We start from the raw sequence: 17,465 nt of genomic DNA, 5'->3' as shown, positions 1-17,465 counted from the left end.
GGTCAGCTGTGCTCGGCGGTGTTCAGGATATCGTCAAACCAGGCCGAGGTGGCGCCGCCGTCCAGCAGGTGTTGCTGCAGCTCGTCCAGCTGCAATTCCACCCCGCATCGCTCTTGAATCAGCGCAAACAGGTGTTGATCTCCGTTCAGGGCCTGCTGGCAGGCGGCCTTGACCAGATCGGCGGCCTGATCCCGGGGCATCTGCTTGGCCAGGGCGAAGGTGGCGGCTTCGGCAAAAATCACCCCGTTATACAGCCCCAGATTGGCCTGCATGCGGGCGGTGTTCACCACCAGGTGGTCGAGGGCATCCCGGGCATGGTGCAGGGCCACCGCCGTGCCTATCAGCATGGGGGGCAGGGTCAGCCATTCCTGGGTCCAGGCGCTGCCGCTGCGCTCGTGCTCCTGGATCATGGCCTGATGCAGCTGGCCCACCTGGCCGGCATTGTGGCGGGCCAGGGCTACCAGAATTTCGGCGTTCACCGGGTTGCACTTCTGGGGCATGGTGGAAGAGCCACCGCCATTGGTAAAGGTGACTTCACCCACCTCGGTCTGGCTCAGCCAGAGCCAGTCCTGGCCGATCTTGCCCAGGACGCCCGTGGTAATGGACAGCCAGCCGGCTAGCTCCACCAGGCTGTCGCGCTGGGTATGCCAGTTGCGCCCGGGAGCCAGTTCCAGCCGTTCGGCCAGGCGCTCGGCAATGGCCGGGGCCCGCTCGCCCATGGCCGCCAGGGTGCCCACGGCTCCCGCGAGCTGCACCTTGAACAGGCGCGGTTTCAGCTGTTGCAGCCGCTCCTGCTGGCGCAGCAGGGGCGCTAGCCAGTTGGCCACCTTGAAGCCGAAGTTCATCGGCACCGCCTGTTGGGTGCGGGTACGGCCGGCGGTCAGGGTGTGACGGTGAGCATGGGCCAGCCCGGCCAGCCGCTCGACTACACCCGCCAGGCGCTGTTCAAAGAGGGTCAGCAGCTCCCGGCAATTGAGCACCAAAGCGGTATCGACAATGTCCTGGCTGGTGGCGCCAAAGTGCACCCAGCGGGCCTGCTCGGCGGGCAGGGCCTGTTTCAGGGCCTTGACCAGGGCCGGAACCGGCACCCCGGCGGCACCGGTGCCGCTGGCTAGCTTGATGGCGGGCAGGGTCAGCTCGGCGGCTGCCCGGGCAATGGCGGTGGCGGCTTCGCCTGGGATCAGATCGCAGTCGGCCTGGGCCAGGGCCAGCTCACCCTCCACCCTGAGCATGGCGGCAATGCGGGCCTCGTCTCCCAGCAGGCGGGCGGCCTCGGCATCGGACAACAGTTCACGGAACAGGGCGGAGTCAAACGGAGAAATGGAAAACATGAATGGTCTCGCTGTGCAATCGTGATGGGACGGTCAGGATGTCAGCATACCGGCAACCGGCCGGCACCGGGGACATCGGGGTAGAAAAAGAGGCCGCAAGCCTTGTCCGACTCAGGCCCCTGCTTTGATTACACGTCGAAAAATACGGTTTCCTTGTCGCCCTGCATATGAATGTTAAAGTGGTACTCCACTCCGGTGCCGGTCTCGCTGCGGCGGGCAATCAGGGTGTGGCGACGCGCGGCGGGCACCTTGTTCAACACCGGATCGACGTCGTTGGCGCTGCCTTCATCTTCAAAGTAGACGCGAGTATAAGCATGGCTCAACAGACCGCGCAGGAACACCACCAGGGTGATAAAAGGCGCATGACCGTCCTGGGCGGCGCCCGGTTTAACGGTGTTGAACTCATAGCTCAGATCGTCCCGGGTGCCGGTGCCGCAGCGGCCAAAACCGAGAAAGCCCTGGTCCAGGGGGCGGCCTTCGCGTTGATCCAGCGGGTGGTTAAAGCGACCGGCAGCATTGGCCTGCCAGATTTCGATCATGGCGTCGTCGATGGCCACTCCTTCGCCGTCATAGACCTTGCCGGTGAGACGAATGCGCTCCCCCTGCACCTCGCCCCGCACCAGCTGGCTGCCGGCCACCTGACCGTGGTCGTAATGATACTGCTGGGCAGTCAGGCCATAGGCGAAGTAGGGACCCACGGTCTGGGAAGGAGTTTGTTTCATGGTCATGGTTCAGGCCTCCACAGGGGTGGCGTTCACGCCACGCAGCACAATATTGAAGATATAGCCTAGGGAGAAACCCTCTTCGGTCACGTCTAGGGAAAACTCGCTGATCAGGCGGTCGCGGGCCCCGGCCGGCGTGCTTTCAAAAATGGGGTCATAGGCCAGCAGGGGATCGCCGGGGAAGTACATCTGGGTCACGATGCGGGTGGCGATGGACGGCCCGAACAGGGAGAAATGAATGTGGTTGGGGCGCCAGGCGTTGGGGTGGTTGCCCCAGGGGTAGGCACCGGGCTTGATGGTGTAGAACTTGTAGCGGCCCTCGGCATCGGTCAGGCAGCGGCCGGCACCCAGAAAGTTTGGATCCAGCGGGGCATCGTGCTGATCGCGCTTGTGCACATAGCGGCCAGCGGCATTGGCCTGCCATACCTCTATCAGGGTATTGGGAATCGGCTTGCCGAACTCGTCAAACACCTGGCCGGTGACCACGATGCGCTCGCCCAAGGGGGCGCCATTAACCCGGCCGTTTCTGGTAAGGTCATGATCCAGCGGTCCCAACGCCTCAGCGCCAAAGGCCGGGCCGGTCAGCTCGGCCAGCTCGGGGTCGATCCGGACCAGATTCTGAGACGCGCCCCGCAACACGGAGGACTTGTATTCGGGGGAGATAAAGGCAGGATGGCTGGACCAATCCCGTTTAGTCATGTCGCTCATGTTATTGCTCCTCTTGAGATTCGAGTTCGTTGTACACGTCCTTGGCGATGCTAAACGCCGTATTGGCGGCCGGGACGCCGCCATATACGGCGGTTTGCAGCAAGACCTCAAGCACCTCGGCCTTGCTGGCGCCGGTATTTCGGGTGGCGCGAATGTGCATGGCCAGCTCTTCCTCATGGCCGAGGGCGGTCATCAGGGCGATGGTCAGCAGGCTGCGATCCCGCTTGCTCAGCCCGGGTCGACTCCACACAGATCCCCAGGCACCCTCGGTAATAAAGGTTTGAAAGGGCTCGTCAAAGGGGGTTTTGCGAGACTCGGCCCGATCCACATGAGCGTTGCCCAGCACTGATCGACGCACCTTCATGCCCAGCTCAACGCGGCTCTGGTCGGGCTGGTGCTCTCCCAGAAAACCAATGATCAGGCCAGCCAGGGCGTCGGGTTGCTCCACGCAGGGCAGGTGGCCGGCGTTAGTGATCACTTCAAAGCGGCTGTCGGGGATCAGATCGGCGGTGCTTTTAACCAGATCCGGGGGAGTGGCGCCGTCCTGATCGCCCACCACGCACAGGGTGGGCTGGGTCAGGCGGGCGCTGCTGTCGGTCAGGTCCGCGTCGCGAATGGCGGCACAGGTGGCCACATAGCCTTCCATCGGGGTACGCACCAGCATGTTGCGCCACAGTGCCAGCTCTTGGGGACGCTGCTGGCGGAAACCGGGGGCGAGCCAGCGCTCCATCACCGCGTCGGCAATGGCCTCGATACCTTGCTGGCGAATGGCCTGAATGCGATCTTCCCAACCCTGGGCCGGGCCGATTTTGTGGGCGGTGTCGCACAGGATCAGTTCCCTGACCAGCTCGGGCCGGCGGGCGGCCACGCCCTGGGCGATCATGCCGCCCACCGAGAGGCCGCATAGCGCCACCTGCTCCAGCCCGAGGGCATCGAGCAGGCCGATCAGATCGTCGATATGGTCATCGAGCCGGTAGGGGCCGGCAGGACAGGCAGACAGACCGTGGCCCCGCTTGTCATAGCGCAGAAAGCGGAAATGGTTTGCCAGCAGGGGAAGCAGGGGATCCCAGACCCTCAGGTCCGTGCCCAGTGAATTGGAAAAGACCAGCAGCGGCAGATGGGCCGGCCCGTCCAGTTGGTAGTGGAGCTGAACTCCGTTGATAGCCAGTGTCTGTGTCATGGTGTTGACCTGTGTTGGCAAGTAAAGGCGCTAGGTATCAATGTTGCCTAAAGTAATGGTTATGTAAAATAAGGATTTGTGACCTATCCATATCAAAAATGGAATGTGTTGGCGCCAGTTACAAGATTGACCAAAACAATGCCTAATCTTGCGAGTGCATGATGGGCAAGGTGAATGGATAGCCGAAAGGAAGAAAGGGTTTCTTTCTATATTTAATTTGATATGTGTGAAGGCAATAATTTCATTTTAAATATCGTTAATGGAACATTACCTTTGTGAGTAACATTGAAATAACATTTGAGCAATGCCAAGGGAGCGGGGCGCAAGCATGATCCCTCGGTAAATAATGTGGCTCATTGATTGTTCTGGGCACTCGGTCATTTGGTATCCGTTGCCCGCGATAAACGATACGTTTAGAAGGATGTTGTTTATGACTACCGGTTCCTATCAGAACTTCGACCAGCAGCCCCTCGGTGGCCACTGGCGGGCGGGCAGCTCGGAGCGCAAGCTGCAGGTGCAGAACCCCTTTACCCAGGAAACCCTGCTGGAGCTGAATCTGGCGACCCGGGAAGATATGAATGAAGCCTTCGAGGCGGCCCGCCAGGCCCAGGCCAGCTGGGCCGCCATGGCGCCGACGGCTCGTGCTGCCGTACTGCACAAGGCCGTTGCCATTTTCGACCAGCGCAAGGATGAAATCGTCGACTGGATCATTCGTGAGTCGGGCAGTACCCGCATCAAGGCCCAGATCGAATGGGGCGCCGCCCGTGCCATTACCCTGGAAGCCGCCAGCTTTCCGTCCCGTGTGCACGGCCGTATTCTGCCCAGCGGCGTGCCGGGCAAGGAAAGCCGGGTATATCGCAAGCCCCTGGGCGTGGTGGGCGTGATCAGCCCCTGGAACTTTCCCCTGCACCTGACACAGCGCTCCGTGGCGCCGGCCCTGGCCCTAGGCAACGCCGTGGTGGTCAAGCCCGCCAGCGACACCCCGGTTACCGGCGGCCTGCTGATTGCCCGCATTTTTGAAGAAGCCGGCCTGCCCGCCGGCGTGCTCAGCGTGGTGGTGGGCTCCGGCGCCGACATCGGCGATGCCTTTGTCGAGCACCCGGTACCGGCCTTTATCTCCTTTACCGGCTCCACCGAAATCGGCCTCAATATCGGCCGTCTGGCCAGTGGCGGCAAGCACCTCAAGCACGTGGCCCTGGAGCTGGGCGGCAACAGCCCCTTCGTGGTGCTGGCCGATGCGGACGTGGAGCAGGCGGTGAGCGCCGCCGTGGTGGGCAAGTTCCTGCACCAGGGTCAGATCTGCATGGCGGTGAACCGTATCATCGTGGAGCAGCCCTTGGCCGAGGAGTTCACCCGCCGTTACACCGAGCGGGTCAAGGCACTGCCCTATGGCGACCCGAGCAAGCCCGAAACCGTGGTGGGTCCGGTGATCAACCAGAAGCAACTGCAGGGCCTGTTGCAGAAAATTGAAACCGCCAAGGCGGAAGGGGCCGAAGTGCTGGTGGGCGGTGAGCCCCAGGGCAACGTGCTGCCCCCCCATGTATTCGGCAACGTGACCGCCGACATGGACATCGCCAAGGAAGAAATCTTCGGCCCCCTGGTGGGCATTCAGGTGGCCCAGGACGAGCAGCACGCCCTGGAGCTGGCCAACCAGAGCGACTACGGCCTGTCCAGCGCTGTGTTCACCGGCAGCCTGGAGCGGGGCGTGCGTTTTGCCCAGGGCATTCATGCGGGCATGACCCACATCAACGACATGCCGGTCAACGATGAGCCCAACGCGGCCTTTGGCGGTGAAAAGAGCTCTGGTCTGGGCCGCTTCAACGGCGAGTGGGCCATCGAGGAGTTCACCACCGATCACTGGATCACCGTGCAGCACGAGCCGCGCCGTTATCCGTTCTGATTGCCACTGAGCCATTCCCTCGGTGCGCCGGGGGAACGCGGCCAACCCAATATATCAAGCAAGGAGCATCCAAGATGTCAGTGATCCGTTCCAAGGCAAGGTCCCTTGCCATTGCCGCCCTGGTGCTGCCGTCAGCCCTGGTTGCCTTTTCTGCCAGCGCCAGCGGCGATGGTCAGTGGAAAGGTGGTGAGCATGTTTATCAGAAGGTGTGCGGCCACTGCCACGACACCAATGGCGACATTGGCCCGGTACTGGCCGGCCGTGGTCTGCCGCCGGCCTATATCACCGCCATCGTGCGTCAGGGCTTTCGCGCCATGCCGGCCTTTCCCGCTTCCTTTATCGATGATGCCTCGCTGCAGCAGGTGGGTGAATACATTCAGCAGCTGCCGGCCCCGGCCAAGGAGTAAGCATGAGTATTGAACGTCGTTCCGTTCTCAAGGGCATGGCCCTGGGCGGTCTGGCCGGCCTGACCCTGGGCCGGGCCGGTCTGGCCAGCGCCGGTCCGGTTGCCGGCAGCCCTGCCGGCAAACCCCTGCTGATGTTGGTGAGCGGCGCCGATGCCGAGGCCGCCTTTGCGGCCGGCGTACAGGCCAATCCCGCTGCCCGGGGCGTCAGCTTGCTGCGCACCGACAGCGACATGGAATTTCTTTCCGAGCTGCAGCAGCGGCTGCACGGTGCCCGGGGTGAGCGGATTATCGGTCTGGTGGATGACGCCAGCGGCGCCCTGATCCTGAGCCTGGCTCGCAGCGCCGGCGCCCGTCTGCACTGGTCTGGTCAGCACGTCACTGAGGGCGGTCAGTCCCGTCACCGGGTGTCGGTCAGTTCTGGCGCCAATGCCTGCCTCGGCCAGTTTGCCGCCCTCACCGAGGGCTGCAGCCAGCCGAGTGCCCTCAGCGAGCAGATCCTGGCCGCCGGCCCCCAGTGGGCACCGGCCCTGGCCTTTGCCCTGGCCTCGCCGGAGCCGGGCCGGCGCTACCTGCGCGCCGCGCCGCCGGCCCGGGTCGCCGCTCCGCATGGCCACTATGTTTCATTTTCCATTGAGACCTGAAGGAAACCCATCTCATGAGTGAACAAGACTACAAGGTATTGCCCCGCGACGTTGAACAGGGTGAGTTCCATCAGGCCATCGAGAAGTTCCGGGCCCTGTTGGGGGACGACAATGTGCTGGTGGAAGAAGCCCAGCTCAAGCCTTACAACAAGATCATGATGCCCAGCGAAGATGCCGAGCACGCGCCCTCCGCCGCCGTCACAGCCACCACGGTGGAGCAGGTGCAGGGCGTGGTCAAAATCTGTAACGAGCACAAGGTCCCGGTGTGGACAGTGTCTACCGGCCGCAACTTTGGTTACGGCAGCACCGCCCCCCACCATCGCGGCCAGATCATTCTCGATCTGAAGAAAATGAACAAGATCATCCACGTGGACGCCGAGCTGGGTACCGCTCTGGTTGAGCCGGGGGTGACCTACCAGCAGTTGTACGATTACATCCAGGAAAATAACCTGCCGCTGATGCTGTCGTTCTCGGCGCCATCCGCTATTGCCGGCCCCCTGGGCAACACCATGGACCGCGGCGTGGGCTACACCCCTTACGGCGAGCACTTCCTGATGCAGTGCGGCATGGAGCTGGTGCTGGCCAACGGTGAGGTATATCGCACCGGCATGGGCGGGGTGGAAGGCGATAACGCCTGGCAGGTGTTCAAGTGGGGCTACGGCCCGACTCTGGATGGCATGTTCACCCAGGCCAACTACGGCATCTGTACCAAGCTGGGTTTCTGGCTGATGCACAAGCCGCCGGTGATCAAGCCCTTTGAGATCCAGTTTGAGGAAGAAACCGACATCGCCGAGATCGTCGAGTTTATCCGTCCGCTGCGTATCAACCAGGTGATCCCCAACTCGGTGGTGATCGCCGGCGTACTGTGGGAAGCTTCCACCGCCGGGGTGCGTCGTTCCGACTACACCAGCGAACCGGGCGCCACCCCGGATGCCATTCTCAAGCAGATCCAGAAAGACAAGCACCTGGGGGCCTGGAACGTGTACTGCGCCCTGTACGGCACCCCCGAGCAGGTGGAAGTGAACTGGAATATCGTGACCGGGGCGCTGAAGCAACTGGGCAAGGGGAAGATCATCACCGAGGAAGAGGCCGGCGGCACCGAGCCCTTTACCTACCGGGCCAAACTGATGTCCGGCGTGCCCAACTTGCGCGAGTTCGGCCTGTACAACTGGCGCGGGGGTGGCGGCTCCATGTGGTTTGCGCCGGTGAGCCAGGCCCGGGGCAGCGAGTGCGACAAGCAGTATGCTCTGGCCAAAGAAATCCTCAACAAACACGGCCTGGACTACGTGGGTGAGTTCATTGTGGGCTGGCGCGACATGCACCATGTTATCGATGTGCTCTATGATCGTACAAACCCGGAAGAAACCAAGCGTGCCGACGCCTGCTTCAACGAGCTGCTCGACGAGTTTGAAAAGCGCGGCTACGCCGTGTACCGGGTCAACACCCGCTTTATGGATCGAGTGGCCCAGAGCTACGGTCCGGTCAAGCGCCGTCTGGAGCACACCCTGAAGAAGGCCCTGGATCCAAACAATATCCTGGCCCCGGGCAAATCCGGCATCGATCTGGACAAGTTCAACGACTGGTAAGCCGACCATCAGGGTGCCACCCGGCACCCTGATGGAACAAGATCGGCCGGCACGGCAGGGCTGCGCTTTCGGGCACCCCTCTGTTCCGGCCTTTTTTGTGTCCCAAGTGGGACTCGTACGTGCAATAAATGAAGGAATAACGAGATGAAAGGAACCCTCAAGCCCCTGTTTATGGCCCTGGCCTTGGCCGGTCTGGCCCCCTCCGTCGTCCTGGCCGAGGACCAGCCTGCCACCACCGCCGAGGTCAAGGAGCAAAGCCAGACCCACGTGGTGATGCTGGGCACCGGTACTCCCACCCTGCAGCACAAGCGCGCCGGCCAGGCAATTCTGGTGGTGGTTGACAAGGAAATGTACCTGTTTGATGCCGGCCCCGGTTTTGTGCGCAACCTCAAGGCGCTGTCCGGCAAGGACTTTATGCCTCAGGACGTGATGTTCACCAATGACTCCATGTATGGTGGCCTGAACAAGGTATTTATTACCCATCTCGATTCCGACCATGTGCTGGGCCTGCCCGAGCTGCTGCTGCGGCCCTGGGTGCTGGGCCGGGATCAGCCCCTGCAGGTGATCGGCCCCAAAGGCACCCGAGGCCTGGTCGACAACACCCTGAAAGCCTTCCAGGATGATATCGACCATCGTCTGTATGGCACCCAGCCGGCCAATGCCGATGGTTACAAGGGTGAAGTGACCGAGATCAGCGAAACCCAGATCGTGCACCAGGATGACAAGGTCACCATCAAGGCGTTCCGGGTGCCCCACGGCAGCTGGGATGCGGACATGTCGTTCGGTTACCGGGTGGAAACTCCCACCAAGACCATAGTGATCAGCGGTGATACCCGTAAGGATGAAGTCAACTACGAGCACTTCCGCGGCGCCGACATTCTGATCCACGAAGTGATGCACGAGGGCGCCATCTCCCGCATGCCGGAAGACTGGCAGAAGTACATGTATCATGCCCATACCAGCACTAGTCAGCTGGCCGAGATCGCCAGGGAGGTCAAGCCCGGCCTGCTGGTGATGAACCACCCGCTGTTCTTCGGCAGCACAGATGAAGACATGGTGGCAGAGCTGGCCAAGCACTACGATGGCAAATTTGTACTGGCCCAGGATCTGGATATCTACGAATAAGCCGCTTTATGTTGGTATTACATAAACAGGACGCATAGCGCCCTGTTCCTTCGTTGGGTGCACTCAGGCGTGAAATAGCTCCAGCCCTGTTGTTGGCGCTGCACTAGGTGCCGGATCACCGCCGGCACCCGGCTGAGTTCCGCCGGGGCGTCAGTCTGTTCTGACACTGCACCAGACGGGCGCGGATTTGATCATCCTCGATGGTCAGGGGCGCACCGATGGCCGGTCCGTTGACCACCAGCTCAATTTCGGCGTCGGGCAGCGGGCACAATAGGTTGCGGACATTGGCCCGGCCCCGTTGCAGGGCGTCCTCTTTTGCTTCATATAAACCTCCTGGCTCTGGTCAACGGCCCGTTCAAGTTGTTCGGGCTTGGGACCACCCATTACCTCCGCCATCATATCGGGACGGGGCAGGCCCTGCACCATGTCGATCCTTAACCAGCTGTTGCGGCGCACCGCCGGCACGGTGCGGCGGGAGCAGCGTTTTGCCAGCCAGGCCGCCCACGAGTTTCGCACCCCGCTCACCGGCATCAAGACACACCTGCAGGTGGCCGGCAAGCTGGCCAGCCTCATAGCCTGATCGGAGACGTGGTGAGCGAGGCGCTGGCGGATTTGCCGGAAGCCGCGCGGCAGTGACTGCGCCTGAGCCTATCCGGTACGGAAACGTGGCTGGCGATCCCCGAGGCCCTGCGTAACCTGGTCGACAATGCCCTGCGCTATACTCGGCCGGCCAGCTGGTGGAGCTGAGTCTGGCGGTCACCGCCAACCGGGCCGCATTCCGGATGCGGGACTTTGGCCGGGGGACGAGCGGCGGGAAAAATGCTCCCTCGTTATCGCTCAAGGGCCAGGGGCTGGGCCTGACCATAGTGGAGGCCATTACCGAGCACTCTAATAGCTGTTTTTCGATGGAGCGCAACCCTTATCAGGGGATTGACGGCATTCTGGCCCTGCCGGTGACCAGAGGCTGACGGGGCAGCTCCTCAGTGTCCTTTTTCGCCGATGGCTTCCGCTGCGTGGCGCACACTGTTCATAAATAGCTGAAGTGCCGGGGAGGGAATGGTATCGGCCCTAACGGTCAGGCCAACTGGTCCCAGGGTTTCCCGAGTGTCCAGCGGCAGCTCCATTAGCTCGCCTTCCTCTATTTCCCTGGCCACCACGCCTCGGGAAATGATCCAGATGGCATCGCTCTGGCGAATATATTCCTTACTGAAGGAGTCCGAGATGGTTTCAATGCGATCTGGTGACAGACCCACGCCCCGGGAGATCAGGAAGCGCTCGGCCGAGACGGCAATAATGGACTCCTTGGTGGGAAAGAGCACGTTGAAGTGGCGGATATCGCGGATATTGAAGGGGTTGCTTGCCAGCAGGGGGTGGCCGGGGCGGACCACAAAGGTAATACGTTCCGAATAAAGATGCTGGAACGACAGTCCTGTCATCAGCTCCGGTTCGGCCAGTCTGCCGACCACTAAATCGAGCTCACCGACCCGCAATTGGCCCAGCAGCAGGGTATTGGGGCCGGAGACAAGGTTGAGGGTGATATCCATTCCCGAAGTGCGGAAATGCATGACGGCCTTGGGTAATACGCTGGCGGCGACGGTGGGTAGCACGCCAATGCTGAGCCGCATTTTTCCTTTCAGCTGCGCCTGCACTATGCATTCGGTGCCCTCGCGCAGGGCAGTCATGCTGGCCCCAGCGTACCTGAGAAACACCTCGCCAAACTGGGTGAGCTCAACCCCTTTCTTGCTACGCTTCAGCAGCTGTACTTCCAGCATGTCTTCCAGCTCTTTCAGCTTCTTGGATACGGCAGGCTGGGTCAGCGACAGGACATCGGCAGCTCGGCTGACGCTGTTCTGGCGGGCAACTTCAATAAAGCATTGCAAGTGACGGAACTTGATCCGATTCTCTATCATTTGAGCCTCAGTTTATGGATAGGCAGCTTCTGTGACCGGGAGAACATAATATTTATACCCGTACAAGGAGGTTGTCATTCTCGTTTGGGCGAGCGTGAGTACTCTCTTCGCACAGCTGACGAGCGACGGTATCATATTACCAAGTTGAAGACAGTGACGGACTTCGAGCTGAAGACTGGTAGTTTTATTTGAGAGGCTATGAGTGAATAACTGATCCGGATGGTGCTCTAAATTTTGGCCATTCATTCCATAACCCCCCCAGCACATGGTGAGATCGTGCTTATTAAAGTACCTGACTCGCTGCAGCAGGGCTTCCGTACTGTGGCATTGATGGTTGTGGGTTATCGCCTAATGGAGCTTACGCCAGAATGCCCGTTCCTGAGTCCATTACAGGTGCTCAGGTCATAGTTGAGGCAGCTAGTTCATGATTTAGGAAACAGCGTCCTTTAGTAAATCACAGAGATTTAGGAAGTTATCTTTGTTAGCAAACTTCAAGGAAAAGTGCTAAATGGCTGACAATCATCTGAGATATAAAGAAAAATTTAGTGTTCTTATGATATGCATGGGCAATATTTGCCGCTCACCCACCGCCGAGGCGGTGTTTCGTCACAAGGCGACCCAAGCCGGACTGAATCTCACCATCGATTCGGCGGGTACCATCGGCTACCACGCCGGCTCCGGACCCGATGCTCGAGCCCGGGCGGCGGGAGAGGCGAGGGGCTATGATTTTTCCGGCATGCGGGCTCGCCAGGTGACGGTGGACGATTTTGCCCGTTTTGACCTGGTGTTGGCGGCGGATCGCAGTAACCTGGAAGATCTATTGCGGCTATGTCCGCCGGAGCACCAACACAAGGTGAAACTGCTGCTGAGCTATGCGAACGGCCCCGAGCAGGAAGTTCCGGACCCCTACTATGGCGGTGAACAGGGCTTTGAGCATGTGCTGGATCTGGTGGAAGCGGCGTGTGACGGGGTATTGAAGACGTTGCGGGTGCCGTAGGCCAAGCTGCGGCGTTAAGTGATGCAATAAAAAAGGCTCCCGAAGGAGCCTTTTTACGTTAGCGCCGTAATCAGGGCTTGGCCATGGGAGCCGAGGCCTGGTTGCGGGCGTTGACGGAGCCTCCCTGACGGCCGCTGGTGGCGATCGGCTGGCGCACCAGGGGCGGGTAGTCCGGTTTCACATAGGGCACGGCTTCCACGACCTCAGGCTTGGCCATGGGGGCTGATGCCTTGCGGGCGGCAAGGTAACGGCCGGCAGCGGCCTCGGGTTGGGCTTTGGCAACCACTTCCGGCTGTTTGGGCTCCTCGGCCTTGGCTGCAACGGCCACTTCCGGTTGCTTGGGCTCCTCGGCCTTGGCTGCAACGGCCACTTCCGGCTGTTTGGGCTCCTCGGCTGTGGTTGCTACGGCCACTTCCGGCTGCTTGGGCTCCTCGGCTGTGGTTTCTACGGCCACTTCCGGCTGCTTGGGCTCCTCGGCTGTGGTTTCTACGGCCACTTCCGGCTGCTTGGGCTCCTCGGCTGTGGTTGCTACGGCCACTTCCGGCTGTTTGGGCTCCTCGGCCTTGGCTGCAACGGTCACTTCCGGCTGCTTGGGCTCCTCTGCCTTGGCTTCAACGGCCATTTCCGGCTGCTTAGGCTTGGCTTCGGGCTGCGGCTCGGTGGCCACCCACTTTTCGGCGCCTTGCTCGGCGATCAGGGCCGCAATGCTTTCCTCACGACGCTGACGACGGCTGTCTTCATTGATGCGCTTGCGCTTGGGGGCACGCTGGTGAGTACGGGGCTGCTCCTTGCGCGTCGGGGCCTCGGCCTGTTCGGTAGCCTGGCTTTCTGCCGGGGCGGTAGCCTGCTCCTGAGGGCGGCCTTCGCTGTCCAGGCGCACCTTTTTACGCAGCTGACGACGCTGGCGGCGCTCGGCCACGGCCTGTTCGCGAGCCTGCTCTTTTTGGGCTTCCGGCTGGGTGGTCACCTCGGCGGGGCGGGGCGTTTCAACCTCGCGGACCGGCTGGGATTGCTCCTGCTGCTGGCGGGCGGCGCGCTCGGGTTGTTGCTGCTCGCGACGGGGCTTGCGACGCTCACGACGCGGGCGCTCAGGCTTCTGCTCACTGCTCTCCTGAGTAGCGGCGGCCGGGGCCGGCTTCTGGCTGCGCTCTTCGTCGCGGGGCTTGCGATTACGGTTGTTGGAGCGGCGATCGCCACGTTCGCGGCGATCCCGACGTTCGCCGGAACGCTGGTTGCGGTTGCCACGCTCGGGCTTGGCCGGGGCCGGCTCAGACGCGGTGGTTTCGGCCTGCTCCGGGGCCTTGAACCAGCCGGCAATGGTACAGAACAGGCGGCTCAGAAGACCGGGCTGACGAACCTGAGGCTGGGCTTGCTGCGGCTCGGGACGGCTGGGTGCCACCGGTGCCGGGGCCGGGGCAGAAAAGCCCTGCAGGGCCGGCTGTTCGCTCTTGGGCTTGGCCTGATGCTGGCGGGGCTGGTAAACCGGCTGCTCCACCTCGGTCTTCAGCTCAAAACTGGTGACCTCTTCCACGTCGCTGCTGCGTACTCGGGTCACGTCGAAGTGCGGCGTTTCCAGCTGCTCGTTGGGAATGATGAAGATGTCGACCTTGTAGCGGTTCTCCAGGTTGGCAATGGACTTGCGCTTTTCGTTGAGCAGGTAGGCGGCCACGTCCACCGGCACCTGGGCGTGGATCTGCCCGGTGTTGTCCTTGAGGGCTTCTTCCTCGATCAGGCGCAGAATGGCGAGGGCGAGGGATTCGTTGTCACGAATAGTGCCCTGACCCAGACAGCGAGGGCACACATGGGTGCTGGACTCGCCCAGAGACGGACGAAGGCGCTGACGGGACATTTCCAGCAGGCCGAAGCGGGAGATACGGCCCAGCTGAATGCGGGCACGGTCCTGGCGTACGGCGTCGCGCAGGCGGTTTTCCACTTCGCGCTGGTGGCGCACCGGGGTCATGTCGATAAAGTCGATGACCACCAGGCCGCCCAGGTCGCGCAGGCGCAGCTGACGGGCAATTTCCTCGGCCGCTTCCAGGTTGGTCTGCAGCGCGGTTTCTTCAATGTCGCCGCCCTTGGTGGCGCGGGCGGAGTTGATGTCGATGGAAGTCAGTGCTTCGGTGGGATCGATGACAATGCTGCCGCCGGAGGGCAGGCGTACTTCCCGCTGAAAGGCCGACTCGATCTGGCTCTCAATCTGGTAGTGGCTGAACATGGGCACGTCGCCCTCATACAGCTTGACCCGGTTGATAAAGTCGGGACGTACCAGCTGAATGTGCTGTTTGGCACGTTCAAACACGGTGGGGTTGTCGATCAGGATCTCGCCGATGTCCCGGCGCAGGTAGTCGCGAATGGCGCGCACAATCACGTTGCTCTCCTGATGGATCAGGAAAGGAGCGGGGCGGCTTTCTGCAGCCTCCTGAATGGTGGTCCAGTGGGTTTTGAGTACGTTCAAATCCCACTCCAGCTCTTCGCCGGACTTGCCCACACCGGCGGTGCGCACAATCAGGCCCATGCCGTCGGGCAGTTTGAGGCGGGACAGGGCTTCCTTCAGTTCGGTACGTTCGTCACCCTCGATGCGGCGGGAGATGCCACCGGCGCGGGGGTTGTTGGGCATCAGTACCAGGTAGGAGCCGGCCAGGCTGATAAAGGTGGTGAGGGCTGCGCCCTTGTTGCCACGTTCTTCCTTGTCGATCTGGACGATGACTTCCTGACCTTCCTTGACCACTTCCTTGATATTGGGGCGGCCCTGATAGGTGTAACCGGAGGGAAAATAGTTGCGGGCGATTTCCTTGAGGGGCAGAAAGCCGTGGCGTTCGGCGCCGTAGTCAACAAAGGCGGCTTCCAGACTGGGTTCGACCCGAGTGATTTTGCCTTTGTAGATGTTGGCTTTTTTCTGCTCGTGGCCGGGGCTTTCAATATCGAGATCATACAGCCTTTGCCCGTCCACCAGGGCAACGCGCAACTCCTCTTCCTGGGTTGCGTTAATCAACATTCTTTTCATTGAGTACTCTTTTTATATGTTTTTACTGTTTTTTACAGTGGTCGTGTTACCCGGATTGACCATCCGGCTCCGACTGACACCGGCCTCGAGTCTGTCAGCGTAGTCATTACAGCCTCCCGGCTGGCTACGCATGAGGCGCATTTTTCAGGTGTATCACGTCATAAGGGAGAGAGCCCAAAGGTCGCGAACCAAACGGTTATACCGGGGTTTGGGTGTGTGTCCCCCCAACCGGGAAGACACGAAAAACTCACGCATTATCACACTTTACCCACAGCCTTAGCAAGGCACCATTTTTGCAGCAAAAACACCGGCTTCGGTGGTAGAATCACCGCCATGAAACAAGACCATCAAAGCGTGCGGCTGCTCACCATAGAGGCTGAGCATGAAGGGCAGCGCATCGACAACTTTTTACGGACTCAGCTCAAAGGCGTTCCCAAAAGCCTGATTTATCGTATTTTGCGCAAGGGTGAGGTTAGGGTTAACAAAAAGCGCATCAAACCGGAATACAAATTGCTGGCCGGCGACGTGATCCGCGTGCCGCCGGTGCGGGTGGCCGAGCGGGAAGACGTGCTGCCTTCGGCCAAGCTCGACTCCGTGCAGGGGCTGGAAAACGCCATTATCTATGAGGATGACGCCCTGCTGGTGCTTAACAAGCCCTCGGGCATGGCGGTGCATGGCGGCAGCGGGCTCAGCTTTGGCGTGATTGAAGGGCTGCGCTCCCTGCGGCCCCAGGCCAGGTTCCTCGAGCTGGTGCACCGGCTCGACCGCGACACCTCCGGGATTTTGCTGGTGGCCAAAAAACGCAGCATGCTGCGCAGTCTGCATGAGCAGCTGCGGGAAAAGACCATGGACAAGCACTACCTGGCGCTGGTGCGCGGCCAGTGGCAGCCGCATCAGAAGGTGGTGAAGGCGCCGCTCAAGAAAAACGAGCTGGCTTCGGGCGAACGCATCGTCAAGGTGGATCGGGAAGGCAAACCGTCGGAAACCCGTTTTCGCATCGTGCAGAAGTTTGATGGCGCCACCCTGGTGGAATGCAGCCCGGTGACCGGTCGTACCCACCAGATTCGGGTGCATACCCTGCATGCGGGCCACCCCATCGCCGGCGACGACAAATACGGCGATCGCCAGTTTGACGAAAAAATGAAGGGCGAGGGGCTGGGGCGGCTGTTCCTGCACGCCTGCCGCATTCATTTTTATCATCCGGGCAGGGAAGAAGTCATGACGCTGGAGGCGCCCCTGGAGCCGGCCCTGAAAAAACTGCTGACGAGAATGGCGACCTCATGAAATACGAGCTGGTGATCTTTGACTGGGACGGCACCCTGATGGACTCGGTGGCACGCATTGTCTCCTGTATGCAGGCGGCGGCCCTCGACTGCGAGCAGCCGGTGCCCACGGACGAGGCGGTGCGCCATATTATCGGCTTGAGCCTGTACAAGGCATTTCCCATTCTCTTTGGTGAGCTGTCCCAGGCCGAGAGCGATGCGTTATTGCTGGCCTACCGCCGCCATTATCTGGAGCTGAACACCACGCCCTCACCGCTGTTTGCGGGGGCCGCCGACACCCTGGCCGGCCTGCACCAGGGCGGTTATCGGCTGGCGGTGGCCACCGGCAAACAGCGTGTGGGGCTGGACCGGGTACTGGATGAAACCGGCCTCGGCCATTTGTTCCATGCCCTGCGGGGCTCGGATCAGGCCCGTTCAAAGCCGGATCCGCTGATGCTGGCCCAAATTCTGGACGAGCTCAGCCTGGCCCCGGAGCAGGCGGTAATGGTGGGAGATTCCAGTTACGATCTGGCCATGGCCGAAGCCATCGGCATGGACCGCATCGGCGTTACCTATGGCGTGCATAACCGCGACCAGCTCGGCGCCCACACGCCGGTGGCGCTGATCGATGATATTCGTCATTTGCCGAAGTGGCTGTGAAGTAACAACGCCATGTTTGGCATCAACCCTGG

16 protein-coding genes are annotated in these 17,465 nt (G+C 61.3%); 10 read left to right on the top strand and 6 right to left on the bottom strand.

From position 1 onward, the window contains the following. Positions 1-2 precede the first annotated feature (2 nt). The 4 genes from B6S08_RS03555 to pcaDC form a co-directional block, all read right to left on the bottom strand. Positions 3-1,331 carry a class-II fumarase/aspartase family protein gene (locus tag B6S08_RS03555; RefSeq protein ID WP_094199388.1) on the bottom strand — a complete coding sequence of 443 codons (1,329 nt, stop codon included), beginning with the start codon at positions 1,329-1,331 and terminating at the stop codon, positions 3-5. 128 nt (positions 1,332-1,459) lie between these two features. After that, positions 1,460-2,059 (bottom strand): protocatechuate 3,4-dioxygenase subunit alpha, encoded by a 600-nt coding sequence (gene pcaG, locus B6S08_RS03550; protein ID WP_094199387.1) that lies wholly within the window; start codon positions 2,057-2,059, stop codon positions 1,460-1,462. A 3-nt stretch (positions 2,060-2,062) separates the two neighbouring features. Then, positions 2,063-2,761: a protocatechuate 3,4-dioxygenase subunit beta gene (pcaH, locus tag B6S08_RS03545; RefSeq protein ID WP_094199386.1), complete on the bottom strand. Its 699-nt coding sequence runs from the start codon at positions 2,759-2,761 to the stop codon at positions 2,063-2,065. A 1-nt stretch (position 2,762) separates the two neighbouring features. Then, positions 2,763-3,941, bottom strand: coding sequence for a bifunctional 3-oxoadipate enol-lactonase/4-carboxymuconolactone decarboxylase PcaDC (gene pcaDC, locus B6S08_RS03540; protein ID WP_094199385.1), 1,179 nt, complete (start codon positions 3,939-3,941; stop codon positions 2,763-2,765). A 430-nt stretch (positions 3,942-4,371) separates the two neighbouring features. On the opposite strand from pcaDC, the gene B6S08_RS03535 reads away from it, so the two are divergent. The 7 genes from B6S08_RS03535 to B6S08_RS03505 all read left to right on the top strand — a co-directional run bounded on the left by B6S08_RS03535 (position 4,372) and on the right by B6S08_RS03505 (position 10,568). Further along, on the top strand, positions 4,372-5,841 hold the full coding sequence (locus B6S08_RS03535; RefSeq protein WP_094199384.1) for an aldehyde dehydrogenase family protein: 1,470 nt from the start codon (positions 4,372-4,374) through the stop codon (positions 5,839-5,841). Between the two features lie 74 nt (positions 5,842-5,915). Then, positions 5,916-6,248: a c-type cytochrome gene (locus B6S08_RS03530; RefSeq protein WP_094199383.1), complete on the top strand. Its 333-nt coding sequence runs from the start codon at positions 5,916-5,918 to the stop codon at positions 6,246-6,248. A gap of 2 nt (positions 6,249-6,250) precedes the next feature. Continuing rightward, the gene (locus tag B6S08_RS03525) at positions 6,251-6,889 is read left to right on the top strand and encodes a hypothetical protein (protein ID WP_094199382.1); all 639 of its coding nucleotides are present in this window, start codon (positions 6,251-6,253) and stop codon (positions 6,887-6,889) included. Between the two features lie 14 nt (positions 6,890-6,903). After that, complete coding sequence (locus B6S08_RS03520) at positions 6,904-8,475, top strand: FAD-binding oxidoreductase (protein WP_094199381.1); 1,572 nt, start codon at positions 6,904-6,906, stop codon at positions 8,473-8,475. Positions 8,476-8,619: 144 nt separating this feature from the next. Next, positions 8,620-9,600 carry an MBL fold metallo-hydrolase gene (locus tag B6S08_RS03515; protein WP_094199380.1) on the top strand — a complete coding sequence of 327 codons (981 nt, stop codon included), beginning with the start codon at positions 8,620-8,622 and terminating at the stop codon, positions 9,598-9,600. A gap of 424 nt (positions 9,601-10,024) precedes the next feature. Further along, positions 10,025-10,180, top strand: a complete 156-nt coding sequence (locus B6S08_RS18375; RefSeq protein ID WP_169716343.1) for a histidine kinase dimerization/phospho-acceptor domain-containing protein — start codon at positions 10,025-10,027, stop codon at positions 10,178-10,180. Positions 10,181-10,337: 157 nt separating this feature from the next. Next, a complete protein-coding gene (locus B6S08_RS03505; RefSeq protein WP_094199378.1) occupies positions 10,338-10,568 on the top strand; it encodes an ATP-binding protein in 231 nt (76 codons plus the stop codon). A 12-nt stretch (positions 10,569-10,580) separates the two neighbouring features. On the opposite strand, the gene pcaQ is transcribed toward B6S08_RS03505, so the two are convergent. Beyond that, on the bottom strand, positions 10,581-11,510 hold the full coding sequence (gene pcaQ / locus B6S08_RS03500) for a pca operon transcription factor PcaQ (RefSeq protein ID WP_094199377.1): 930 nt from the start codon (positions 11,508-11,510) through the stop codon (positions 10,581-10,583). Positions 11,511-12,018: 508 nt separating this feature from the next. Between pcaQ and B6S08_RS03495 the strand changes: the two genes are divergently transcribed. After that, entirely contained in the window at positions 12,019-12,507 is a 489-nt protein-coding gene (locus B6S08_RS03495; RefSeq protein WP_094199376.1) for a low molecular weight protein-tyrosine-phosphatase, read from the top strand. A 70-nt stretch (positions 12,508-12,577) separates the two neighbouring features. Here the strand turns inward: B6S08_RS03495 and rne are convergent, their stop codons facing one another. Further along, entirely contained in the window at positions 12,578-15,511 is a 2,934-nt protein-coding gene (gene rne, locus B6S08_RS03490; RefSeq protein WP_094199375.1) for a ribonuclease E, read from the bottom strand. Positions 15,512-15,844: 333 nt separating this feature from the next. Between rne and rluC the strand changes: the two genes are divergently transcribed. Both rluC and B6S08_RS03480 read left to right on the top strand, forming a co-directional pair. Continuing rightward, positions 15,845-16,795 carry a 23S rRNA pseudouridine(955/2504/2580) synthase RluC gene (gene rluC / locus B6S08_RS03485; protein ID WP_094199374.1) on the top strand — a complete coding sequence of 317 codons (951 nt, stop codon included), beginning with the start codon at positions 15,845-15,847 and terminating at the stop codon, positions 16,793-16,795. After that, positions 16,792-17,433 carry an HAD family hydrolase gene (locus B6S08_RS03480; RefSeq protein ID WP_094199373.1) on the top strand — a complete coding sequence of 214 codons (642 nt, stop codon included), beginning with the start codon at positions 16,792-16,794 and terminating at the stop codon, positions 17,431-17,433. The genes rluC and B6S08_RS03480 overlap by 4 nt, the downstream gene beginning before the upstream one ends. Positions 17,434-17,465 lie beyond the last annotated feature (32 nt).

It is taken from the genome of Oceanimonas doudoroffii, from assembly GCF_002242685.1.
Lineage (GTDB): Bacteria > Pseudomonadota > Gammaproteobacteria > Enterobacterales > Aeromonadaceae > Oceanimonas > Oceanimonas doudoroffii.
This window is presented reverse-complemented; position numbering and strand designations above follow the sequence as displayed.